Source organism: Veillonella sp. 20925_1_51, assembly GCF_041431445.1.
Lineage (GTDB): Bacteria > Bacillota > Negativicutes > Veillonellales > Veillonellaceae > Veillonella > Veillonella nakazawae.
This window is the reverse complement of record NZ_JAPVXT010000008.1, coordinates 85,189-95,844: the sequence shown is the minus strand read 5'-3', so window position 1 is coordinate 95,844 and position 10,656 is coordinate 85,189. Positions and strand designations below refer to the sequence as shown.

Annotated in this window: 11 protein-coding genes and 5 tRNA genes; all 16 read right to left on the bottom strand. The window is 40.7% G+C overall.

Features of this window, described 5'->3' with window-relative positions:
• Positions 1 to 182, bottom strand: a 182-nt coding sequence (locus tag O3607_RS08795) for a GTP-binding protein (protein ID WP_371443707.1), incomplete at its 3' end; no start/stop codon positions are given.
• Positions 183 to 424: 242 nt separating this feature from the next.
• Positions 425 to 501: transfer RNA gene (locus O3607_RS08790), tRNA-Met, on the bottom strand.
• 5 nt (positions 502 to 506) lie between these two features.
• Positions 507 to 582, bottom strand: a tRNA-Thr gene (locus tag O3607_RS08785).
• A 32-nt stretch (positions 583 to 614) separates the two neighbouring features.
• Positions 615 to 690 (bottom strand) — tRNA-Met (locus O3607_RS08780).
• A gap of 5 nt (positions 691 to 695) precedes the next feature.
• Positions 696 to 780 (bottom strand) — tRNA-Tyr (locus tag O3607_RS08775).
• Between the two features lie 9 nt (positions 781 to 789).
• Positions 790 to 865: transfer RNA gene (locus O3607_RS08770), tRNA-Thr, on the bottom strand.
• 98 nt (positions 866 to 963) lie between these two features.
• Positions 964 to 1,458: an undecaprenyl-diphosphate phosphatase gene (locus O3607_RS08765; protein WP_257846975.1), complete on the bottom strand. Its 495-nt coding sequence runs from the start codon at positions 1,456 to 1,458 to the stop codon at positions 964 to 966.
• Between the two features lie 74 nt (positions 1,459 to 1,532).
• The gene (brxF, locus tag O3607_RS08760) at positions 1,533 to 1,997 is read right to left on the bottom strand and encodes a BREX-3 system P-loop-containing protein BrxF (RefSeq protein WP_005379848.1); all 465 of its coding nucleotides are present in this window, start codon (positions 1,995 to 1,997) and stop codon (positions 1,533 to 1,535) included.
• Between the two features lie 28 nt (positions 1,998 to 2,025).
• Positions 2,026 to 3,441 carry a hypothetical protein gene (locus tag O3607_RS08755; protein ID WP_371443706.1) on the bottom strand — a complete coding sequence of 472 codons (1,416 nt, stop codon included), beginning with the start codon at positions 3,439 to 3,441 and terminating at the stop codon, positions 2,026 to 2,028.
• On the bottom strand, positions 3,438 to 4,091 hold the full coding sequence (gene hypB / locus O3607_RS08750; RefSeq protein WP_371443705.1) for a hydrogenase nickel incorporation protein HypB: 654 nt from the start codon (positions 4,089 to 4,091) through the stop codon (positions 3,438 to 3,440). The genes O3607_RS08755 and hypB overlap by 4 nt, the downstream gene beginning before the upstream one ends.
• Positions 4,092 to 4,106: 15 nt before the next feature.
• Complete coding sequence (gene hypA / locus O3607_RS08745) at positions 4,107 to 4,448, bottom strand: hydrogenase maturation nickel metallochaperone HypA (protein ID WP_005385455.1); 342 nt, start codon at positions 4,446 to 4,448, stop codon at positions 4,107 to 4,109.
• Positions 4,441 to 5,268, bottom strand: coding sequence for a bifunctional 5,10-methylenetetrahydrofolate dehydrogenase/5,10-methenyltetrahydrofolate cyclohydrolase (locus O3607_RS08740; protein WP_371443704.1), 828 nt, complete (start codon positions 5,266 to 5,268; stop codon positions 4,441 to 4,443). The genes hypA and O3607_RS08740 overlap by 8 nt, the downstream gene beginning before the upstream one ends.
• Positions 5,269 to 5,386: 118 nt before the next feature.
• Positions 5,387 to 7,354 (bottom strand): penicillin-binding transpeptidase domain-containing protein, encoded by a 1,968-nt coding sequence (locus tag O3607_RS08735; RefSeq protein WP_371443703.1) that lies wholly within the window; start codon positions 7,352 to 7,354, stop codon positions 5,387 to 5,389.
• Positions 7,354 to 8,772: a CCA tRNA nucleotidyltransferase gene (locus O3607_RS08730; protein ID WP_371443702.1), complete on the bottom strand. Its 1,419-nt coding sequence runs from the start codon at positions 8,770 to 8,772 to the stop codon at positions 7,354 to 7,356. The genes O3607_RS08735 and O3607_RS08730 overlap by 1 nt, the downstream gene beginning before the upstream one ends.
• A gap of 68 nt (positions 8,773 to 8,840) precedes the next feature.
• The gene (gene sdaAA, locus O3607_RS08725) at positions 8,841 to 9,713 is read right to left on the bottom strand and encodes an L-serine ammonia-lyase, iron-sulfur-dependent, subunit alpha (RefSeq protein WP_295201262.1); all 873 of its coding nucleotides are present in this window, start codon (positions 9,711 to 9,713) and stop codon (positions 8,841 to 8,843) included.
• Positions 9,714 to 9,724: 11 nt separating this feature from the next.
• On the bottom strand, positions 9,725 to 10,387 hold the full coding sequence (gene sdaAB, locus O3607_RS08720) for an L-serine ammonia-lyase, iron-sulfur-dependent subunit beta (RefSeq protein WP_005385446.1): 663 nt from the start codon (positions 10,385 to 10,387) through the stop codon (positions 9,725 to 9,727).
• Positions 10,388 to 10,656 lie beyond the last annotated feature (269 nt).

Below are 10,656 nucleotides of genomic sequence, written 5' to 3'. Positions count from 1 at the left end.
ATACCGCGTTCACGTTCTTCTGGAGCTTTATCGATCATGCTGTAATCTTGGAAATCAGCTTGGCCTTTTTCAGCCAATACTTTAGTGATTGCAGCTGTCAAAGTAGTTTTACCATGGTCAACGTGACCGATTGTACCAATGTTAACATGCGGTTTCGTACGTTCAAATTTTTCTTTTGCCATTAGGATTGTATCCTCCTTCACAAAAACAAATTACATTCTAGTATTAATATAATATATTAACCCTAATTTATCAATGGAATATAAGATTCCCTTATACATTATTATACCATATATAGAAAAACTTCTAAAAATACAAATATTCTTCTAAAATAAAAAAACTGACAAATGTAATCCTTACACTCATCAGCTTCAATTTATATTTTATGGAGAAATAAAAAAATCCTCATCAATGTGAGGTTTAATGGTGGCGGCACACGGATTTGAACCGCGGACACACCGGGTATGAACCGATTGCTCTAGCCAACTGAGCTATGCCGCCATGTATGGAGCTAGTGACCGGGATTGAACCGGTGACCTTATCCTTACCAAGGATACGCTCTGCCGACTGAGCTACACCAGCACAATGAACGATCATTTCACTGTGAATTTTTGTGGTTGCGGGGACAGGACTTGAACCTGCGACCTTCGGGTTATGAGCCCGACGAGCTACCAACTGCTCCACCCCGCTATAAATGGTGGAGGGAGAAGGATTCGAACCTTCGAAGTCGAAGACGGCAGATTTACAGTCTGCTCCCTTTGGCCGCTCGGGAATCCCTCCAAAATAAAATGGAGCTGGCGATAGGAATTGAACCCACAACCTGCTGATTACAAGTCAGCTGCTCTACCAATTGAGCTACGCCAGCATCATTACGACAAGATGTATTTTATCATCCGTCCCACTAAGTGTCAAGAACTTTTTAAAAACTTTTTTTCGTTCACTGCGGTATCCCTTAGTGCTTAATCATAATAACATGAAACGATACCCTATGCAAGTATTTTTTCTAAACTTTTTAAACTTCATTTTTTCCTCATTGGCAATCATAGATAAAGATAGATAATTGCTAATATAGCCACTATTATCCGATAATACCCAAAGGAGGATAAAGACTGGTACAGCCATGATAAACGAAAAATCAGCAGCAGCTCTTCGAGTACAACCGATTAACATGCCCCCTGCAATGGTAGCGCCAGACCGCGAAAATCCAGGCCACAAACAGAGCATTTGATAGAGCCCAATCTGGAAGCATTGGTATATAGATAAATTATTTACAGAATCTACCAGTCTTGTAGTCACTCGTCTTTTTTCTGCATAAATCATAAAAAGGGCGCCTACCAAAAGACCTATTATCACAGGAATCGGCCCAATAATAATCATATGCCCTGTACTAGATACAGGAATACATTCTGTTATACCTTCTATAACACCTAAAATGAGGGCAATTACATATTGGTCCATGATATCACCTGCCTTTTATATGCGGTCATAACTCATGGCAATATATAATGCCCTCAACAATCAATATAACTCTATTAATCAATAACCATAACACGATCAGGTTTAGTGATTGTCACTACCGCATGTTTTGGATCATTATTGTGTTCTAAGTATAATTGATCACCTTCGAGATGACCACGCCAACCTACAACAATCGGATATGTTTTACTAATAGTCTTTAATAGTTCAAGAGGATTTAAATTTAATATCGGTGCAAACAATACATTAATACCATCGATAAGAACAACTTCTGTATCACTGCGACTTAATGCACGACGAATTACTTCTTCTGCAAGTTGTGGTCTTTCATCACGAGGTACTAATAAAAACTCTTCTTCAATAAGTTGTTTTGCCTCTAAGTACTTCCAACCTTTTTGTTCAGATAATTCACGAATCAACAAACTTTTACCAGAACCAGGACCACCAACGATAAACAATATACGTTCATCATCACCTTGAATTTGTTCCCAACGTTCTCTTACATCTTGAACTGTAACCATATCCCTTGCCTCCTCGCTGTAACCGTTCCTACTTAACTGGACGGTCAGATAACATAACGGATTTGATATATTGGTTTTTATCATCTAGGGCAAACTGTAAATATGAGTCGCTTGCCGCTGGATTTTTATATTCATATACAGTAGATGTGCCCGCATTTGTTGTAGATTCAACAATACGAGTAGGCATACCATATACAAAGAGCAATAAGTATTTAGTATCCCCCATCGCAATACCGCGACGAGTAGGCGTGTAAATATTTAATAGAACACGATTGATGAGATTTTTTTTATCAACACTCACGCCATATTCGTTATATCCAATAAATGTGGACCCAAACAACATACCTTGATGTTTCCAATCATTATTGGGATCATTAACAAAATAATCATTTAATTTATAGCCACGCAACACAAAATCATCAGCAGTCAATTTACCTGCTTGAAAATCATATACTGGAGCTTTAGGCAATCCAAATCTTGGCCATACTTGACCACTAATCATATCAACAGCCTCTACATTGCTTTGTTTGATGGTGAAAGCAATATATTCTTTCTGTTGTCCTAGCATAGATTGTTGTTGGCTATTATTATTTGTATTCTCTATCGAGCTATTAAATTCCTTTTTTCGAGACCATGAATTTTCGGAATGACCTTCATATAGGAAGATATAACTTTCATTTTTCAAATCACGCCACATCGCAATAGGGCTGCCATAGGCAAATACCAATTCCATGCGCGTACTACCAACACCAATATCGCGTACAGTGTGGACGCCTTTTTTCGTACTATGAATATTGGTAATAGTATTCGGTTCAAAGAAATAAGTAGCACCTTGACCGCGTAATTGATTATTTACTAAACGCTCTTGAGCAGGTCCCGTATAAACGGTCACCTCCAAGTCTTTCATATAGTACGTCGTAAAGTTATCACGAACTACTGTTTTTTCTACATCTTTAGGCGCTACAAACTGATCTCCTAAGCGATACCCATCAATAGCATAATCATCTTCAGACCCTAAAGCTGGCAAATTATTAGCCGTATAAGACTTACCAATATCAGCCAAGTTATTTTGCGTTACGCTAGGCAATGGACCTTCATTTTCGCTAGCTGCTTGCCAAAACTGTATGGAATCACCAAACTCGGTAACCGCCATTTGTTCAGCTAGCCATCCTGTTTTAGTGCTTTCCTTTTTTGTCTTTGTATCGATTTTAACAGCTTTAATCGGTGCATTATCTATATACGCAACAGACTTAGCCGCATCAATTCCCGCTGCTTCTACAGTTGTCTTATCATCCGTATGTGCAACATCATTTGCATTCTCTGTAGATTCCACCGCAGTTTGTTTCACAGTCGAAATAGCCGGCTCTGCTGCATACCCTACCGATGTAGCAGATAAGCCTACTAAAAGTGCCGCTACGATACGGCTCTTAATAGAATGATTCATCGATTACTCTCCAATTGTGCACGCAACCATGTCAACCATGGCTCAAGTCCATTATGGGCCGTGCAACTTACTTCAAAAATCTCTCCTGTTGGATTCAAATTACGTATATCTTGTATGGCCTTATCTTTTTTGAAAGGTACATAAGGCAATAAATCTATCTTATTAATGAGGATAGCCTTTGACGCTTTAAAGATTAATGGGTATTTAAGAGGCTTATCCTCACCTTCAGTAACAGATAATACAGTTACCTTCAAGCTTTCACCAATCTCAAATTCTGCAGGGCATACAAGGTTACCTACATTCTCGATAATGATCATATCCAGTTCATCAAGATTTAAATCACCTAGTGCATCTTGAATCATTTGTGCATCAAGATGGCAACCTCCCACTGTATTGATTTGAATAACAGGAACGCCTAATTCATGAATCCGTTCCGCATCCTTAGCAGTAAATAAATCACCTTCAATAACAGCAAGGCGGTAATCTTTTTTCAAATCATGTAAAGTTGCCTCTAACAGAGATGTTTTACCAGCCCCTGGAGAACCTAATAGATTGAATACAAAAATATTTTTTTCCTTAAACAACTGTTGTAAGGACTCTGCAATGGCATCATTTTTTGCCAATACATTAGTTTTAACTTGAACTTGCATGTCCTAACCTTTCTATCAATCGATATCCATGGAGGTCACTTGTAGTTCGCGGCCACCAATGGTTTGTACGAAATGACTGTCACAATAGGGACAGATAAACTTATAATTTTCTACAGGAAATGTTTTATCACAATCCAAGCACTTTCCTTCAATAGGAATCGTGTTAATTTCTATACGAGAACCTTCTGCGGCAGTCCCTTTTGTAACGGCTTCCCAGCAAAATAGGAGAGAATCTGGCTCTACTCCACTCATAAGGCCCAAATCGAGTTGAACGGAATGAATCACAGATGCATCGTGTTGTCGTAACGTATCGAGGGCTACATCAAGTATACCTTCTGCTATAGACATCTCATGCATGGTATGCCTCATATACAGCTTCAAGCATCATAGTAGTCGTTACAGATCCTACACCACCAGGCACTGGAGTAATTGCTGACGCAATATCTTTTACCGCTTCATAATCAACATCGCCTACCGTCTTACCTTCTAGTTCATTAATGCCTACATCGATAACAACAGCACCTGGCTTAATCATATCTGCTGTAATCATATGAGCACGACCCGCTGCAGCAATAACGATATCGCCTCGTTTTACTTGCTCTGCCAAATCAGGAGTTCTAGAATGGCACATTGTAACAGTACCATGTGCACCAAGGGTCATAAGAGCTACTGGTTTGCCAATAACTTGGCTACGACCGATTACTACCACATGTTTCCCCTCTACAGGAATATCGTAGTGATTCAAAATTGCCATACACGCCTTAGCAGTACAAGGGGCAAAACCACCTTTGCCTGCAGTTACAAGGCCAATATTATACGTAGTTAAACCATCGATATCTTTTTTAGGATCTAGCATATCGATAAGAGCCTCAGTATCAATGTGTTTAGGCATCGGCATTAACGGTAAAATTCCATGAACAGCCGCATCATTATTTAATTCTTGCAATGCTGCCACCACTTCATCCTGTGTAGCCGTTTCAGGTAATTGTTTTAATACAAAGCTATAGCCAAAATTCTTTGCTGTCTTTTCCATAAATGTAGCATACATATGAGCACCGTGGTCTTCACCAACAAGTAATACTGCCATAGTAATTACAGAGTCTCCTACTGCTGCAACTTTTTCTTGTAAAATCGCCTTGTGAGCATCTGCTACTGCTTTACCGCGTAATTCGATCATGTGTATCTCCATTCATTCAAACTATCTATAAAATAAGGTGCCTCCTGAGAGGCACCTAAGTCTCTTATTCTATTATATAACGAACTGTCTATAATTTCTAATTATGACCGAATTCGTTTTATCTACGGAAATGGACAGTAATTGCTGTACCAGCCTGAACAGTTGTACCGCTACTTTCATCTTGAGATGTAGCCGTACCAGTTCCATCCGGTTTAAAGGCAAGTCCCGCCTTATGTAACCAATCACGCACTTCACCATAGGTAAAACCAGTAAAGTTAGGCAATGTAACAGAACCATCACTTCCCGGTTTTGGTTCAGGTAGTGTATTAGCAGCTTTAACAGCTACTGGTGTACTTTCTTTAACATACGGACTCATTTGGTAATACCGTACAAGCTGAGATACGATGTCCTTAAATACAGGGGCTACAATTTGACTACCATAATAAGAACCCTTTTGTGGGTCATCAATAACGACAAGAACTACAAATTTTGGATCCTCTACAGGGCCAAAACCAATAAAGGACGCAATGTATTGTCCGTCGAGATAACCGCCATGTTTGGTATCTAGTTTTTGCGCCGTACCAGTTTTACCGCCGAAGTGATAACCCTCTACCATCGCTTTTGTACCGCCACCTTCAGATACTTCTTTTTCTAGAATATCTACAATGGTTTTAGCTGTTTCCTCCGGAACTGGTTGTCCCACAACAGATGTTTCAGTCGTACTTGTTACATCGCCTTGAGAGTTACTATAAGACTTGATGATATGTGGTTTCATCATAGCCCCACCATTAGAAAGTGCACCAAAGGCGCGAACCATTTGTAATGGTGTAACCGCAATACCTTGACCGATAGACATGGTTGCCACGTCTAGCTTACTCATATCCTCTGGATTATACAAAATACCTGCTCCTTCACCAGGCAATTCAATACCTGTTTCAGAACCAAAGCCATAATCACGTACATATTTCGAGAGAATATCTGCACCTGTTAATGTACCAATTTCAGCCATACCAGTATTAATAGAGTACTTCAAAATATCTAGCAAACGAACAGGACCATATCCCTCACCATTCCAGTTTCTAATGATATGTCCATTGGCAGCGAAGGCCCCTTTATCGTTATACACAGTGTCTAACTTCCATTTGCCTGCTGCAAGAGCTGCAGATGCAATGATAGGTTTGAATGTAGAACCTGGTTCATATAAATTGGTAACCGCAATATTTTTAAAAGCCTCTTCGCCACTTTGGTTGTAATTATTAGGATCATAACTTGGACGATTGGCCATCGCTAATATTTCACCGGTCTTTGGATCCATAACGATAACGCTCGCATGCTTAGCTCCTGTATCAACCATCGCCTTATCAAGAGCGCGTTCTGCAATAAATTGAATTGTTGCATCGATGGTTAAGGTTACGCTTTTACCCTTATCTGGTAAAAATTTAGATAGTACGGAACCAAAGATGGCATTCCCTTTATTATCAGTAGCTACAATTTCTTGTTGTACGCCCCCCTTTAATTCGTCATCAAGAACCATTTCTAGACCATCAAGACCTTTATCATCAGTGCCGACAAAGCCTAATACTTGTGCCGCTAAGACACCATTTGGATAATAGCGCTTAGATTCTTCAACAAAATTGAGGCCTGCAATATTATTATCCTTAATAACTTGTTGTACCCCTTTTGATTTGTCTGCATCCATCATACGATTCAACCAGACAAAGGCGGTATCCTCTTGCAAAGCTTTCACAATATTCTCTTTTGACATCGTTACGTACGGTGAGATGAGATCCGCAATCTCTTGAGGAGACTGTTTAATCATCTTCGGATCCGCATATAAAGATTTTGTAACTACACTCATCGCCAAAGGCTTGCCATTACGGTCATAGATTGTACCGCGCGGCGATTGTAATTTTCTATCTACTTGAACTTGTAATAAGTTTTTCTTCTCTAGGTCAAAGGTATCAAAGACCTGTAACTGTGCTAAACGCCCGATAAGGACGAAGGCAACGGTCATGAGTATGGCAAGGCACCACGTAGTGCGACTCCAATCACTCATGCGTAATAACGCTTTATTTAATAACTTCATCATTTCTCCACTGGACGGCGTAACTTATGGTCTAATGCATCATATAATGCATCTGGTTCATTGGGAATCACCCCATTTTGAACCTGACCTAATAAATACTGCAATCCTTCCCCCACTTTTTTCCCTGCAAGCTTAATAACTCGTTCGTCATAATTTAAATCCTTTGTATGGATAGGCATCTCTAGGCTAAGATCTGCCATACATTCACCAAAGGCTAAGGTGCCATCCGTCGATGCATAAGGCTTCCCACAGCCTAATACATCGGCAGCACAAACCTTAGATAATTGTTCCCATGCAATTCGCATAATTTGACTATCTCGAAACTCACCGCTGCGAGCCTCTTTACGGATCCACTTCTTCTCATTAGCTTCCCCATTTTGTACAAAATAGTGAAAGCGCATATGATTTTTTACAATCCAAGCTACACGGCGCACAAAACTCTTAGGGTAACCTAAACGAGTAAGCAAGGTTTCTGTCATTTCAGCCCCTAATGTATCATGACCACGATCTGTGAGGCGACCATTCACCACAGCACGCACCGTAGGCATCCCCTTTGCTACATCGTGTAACAGTGCACCCCAACGTAATGTTAAATCTGGTTCTGTATGAGATACAACGGCTAATGTATGATACCAACCATCAAATTCGTGAAAGTCTTTTTCTTGTGGTAAATTCACAAGATGGTATAGCTCTGGTAAAATAGGCACTTCACGAGCCACGCCATTTTCTACAACGCGACAAGAGCACTCGGCCAAGCGAGATTGTACTAATACATCAAGGCCCTTAGCCACAGCAGGCTCTAACAGGAGGCGGTCCAGTTCACTACGAACTCTCTCGAGAGATAATCCAGGCACACGATGAAATGCCTTTGGCATAGCTTCTAATAAGTCTTCGGTAGGTAAGAAATCTAGCTTTGCCACAAAGCGGCAGGCTCTAAATAATCGCAATGCGTCTTCTTCGAAGCGTTGCTGTGCATTCCCAATGGTTCGCAAAGTCTTATGCTTGATATCTCGACGTCCCCCTACTAGGTCTATGACCTCACCAAAACGATTCATAGCCATGCCATTGACCGTAAAGTCACGACGCAACACGTCTTCCTCCAAGGTATCGGCATAAGCGATTTCTTCTGGTCGATGACTATCCGCTCCATATCGTTCAGTGCGATACGTTGCAATTTCATATTGCTTTCCTTCTAGTGTAGCTACTACTACACCAAAGGATTTTCCTACTAAGTCTGTCGTTTGAATACCTTGACCGCGTAGGACTTCAATTACCGTATCAGGGCGTGCAGACGTCACAATATCAAAGTCATGAGGCTTTTGATGCATCAAAATATCACGCACTGCTCCGCCAATGATATAGGCTTCATAACCTGCTTCTTCTAATACAGTCAATATTCGATTGGCTTGTTCCATCATGCACACTCCTTTCTGAACTAGTCTAACCTTTATTTTACTACAAATGAAAGCATGAAAAAAGTGCAATCCTATAAGGATTGCACTCGTTCTGCAATAGCTGTACCCGTCGGTGTTACCGCAAGGCCGCCATCGCTTGTTTCACGCAATGCTGCTGGCATAGCGCGACCGATATTATTCATTGCTTCAATAACTTCATCTGGTGGAATTTGACTTTCAATATTCATCAAAGCCAATTCAGATGCAGTAATGGCATGAACTGCATAGAAACCATTACGTTTAACGCACGGTACCTCTACAAGCCCTGCTACTGGATCACAGGCAAGGCCCAATAAGTTTTTCATGCACAATGCGATAGCATGTCCTACTTGACGAGGCGTACCGCCCATCATTTCTACAATGGCACCGGCAGCCATACAAGCGGCCGTACCAATTTCTGCTTGACAACCGCCAACGGCACCGGCCACACAAGCGCGATTCGCTACGACATTGCCAATGCCAGAGGCAGCCAAGAAGCCCTTTACCATAGTTGCTCTATCTAGCTTGTAATGGTCCGCTACTGCTTTCACCGCACCAGGCATAACACCACAAGATCCAGCCGTAGGGCACGCAACAATGCGGAACATCTTTGCATTTGCTTCATTAACAGCAATAGCATAGGTCATAGCCTTATACGCAATATCACTCATAAATCTTGGTGCTTGGCCATTAAGCTGTGCCGCCTGACCACCGGACATACCAGACGCTGTTTTTTCTGCATAGTCTATACCATCTTGAATAGAACCTTCAAAGATGTCTAAACGATGCTCTATTTCACGAATAACCGCTTCTTCATTGCGGTCATAATTCTCTAATTCATAACGCAGCACTACTTCGCCAAAGGAAATGTTATTTTCCTCAGCTAAGCGAATAATATCTGCAATTGTATCATATGCATAGCTCATTATTCACCCTCCTATAACGCTTCAAAGGTCATGACATCTTGAATGCCTGGACACTCGCGCATAAACTGAACGGTAATAGGATTTACTACTGTATCTGTAGTAATGACCATCACTGCATCCTTGTGCTTACCCTTACGGAATACACGCATCGTTGCAATATTAATATCGGACTCACTCAATGCTTGGCTCACCAAAGAAATGGCGCCAGGTCTATCTTCATGGAATACAACAAGAGTAAACTCATCGCCAGTAATAGACATATCATTGCCATCTACTTCGGTAATCATAATTTGACCGCCACCAAGAGATCGACCAATCACCGTCATATGACGATTATGTTCATCGTACATATCAAAACGAACTACATTAGGATGACCTACATCAAGAGGAGACTCGATAAAGTTATACTCCATGCCCTCTTTTTCAGCTAATTTATGAGCAACACGAATATTCGTATCATCCTCTTTAAAACCTAATAAGCCCCCAATCAAGGCACGGTCTGTACCATGGCCTTTATAAGTCTTAGCAAAAGAGCCATATAAGGTTAAATCTACCTTTTTAGGTGTGGAACGGAAAATGCACCGCGCCATCTTACCTAGCCGCGCAGCACCCGCTGTATGCGAACTAGACGGGCCAATCATGACAGGCCCTATAATATCAAAAATACTATTCATACACGCCTCTATATACACATAAACAATGTGAGAAAATTCTTACTTTACCTATAGTATAACAATCGATATTAATTAATGTCTATATGCACATTAGCAGTATTTTTGTACACATACGGAGGACTAAGTTGTAGATACGAAACTGGGCCCCATCAATATACAAAATTTGATAGATAGTTTTCACAAAATAGTAAAAAACGCACCTTAGGCGAACCTAAGGTGCGTTATTTATAACAACAGTCCTAAATCATAAAAGAGAGGGGAAGTAGGAC

Bases quoted from the DNA above. Each gene is read 5' to 3' on its own strand.
- hypA (WP_005385455.1), bottom strand. From the start codon at position 4,448: ATGCATGAGATGTCTATAGCAGAAGGTATACTTGATGTAGCCCTCGAT.
- sdaAB (WP_005385446.1), bottom strand. From the start codon at position 10,387: ATGAATAGTATTTTTGATATTATAGGGCCTGTCATGATTGGCCCGTCT.
- O3607_RS08755 (WP_371443706.1), bottom strand. From the start codon at position 3,441: ATGAATCATTCTATTAAGAGCCGTATCGTAGCGGCACTTTTAGTAGGC.
- O3607_RS08730 (WP_371443702.1), bottom strand. From the start codon at position 8,772: ATGATGGAACAAGCCAATCGAATATTGACTGTATTAGAAGAAGCAGGT.
- hypB (WP_371443705.1), bottom strand. From the start codon at position 4,091: ATGCAAGTTCAAGTTAAAACTAATGTATTGGCAAAAAATGATGCCATT.
- O3607_RS08735 (WP_371443703.1), bottom strand. From the start codon at position 7,354: ATGAAGTTATTAAATAAAGCGTTATTACGCATGAGTGATTGGAGTCGC.
- O3607_RS08740 (WP_371443704.1), bottom strand. From the start codon at position 5,268: ATGATCGAATTACGCGGTAAAGCAGTAGCAGATGCTCACAAGGCGATT.
- O3607_RS08765 (WP_257846975.1), bottom strand. From the start codon at position 1,458: ATGGACCAATATGTAATTGCCCTCATTTTAGGTGTTATAGAAGGTATA.
- sdaAA (WP_295201262.1), bottom strand. From the start codon at position 9,713: ATGAGCTATGCATATGATACAATTGCAGATATTATTCGCTTAGCTGAG.
- brxF (WP_005379848.1), bottom strand. From the start codon at position 1,997: ATGGTTACAGTTCAAGATGTAAGAGAACGTTGGGAACAAATTCAAGGT.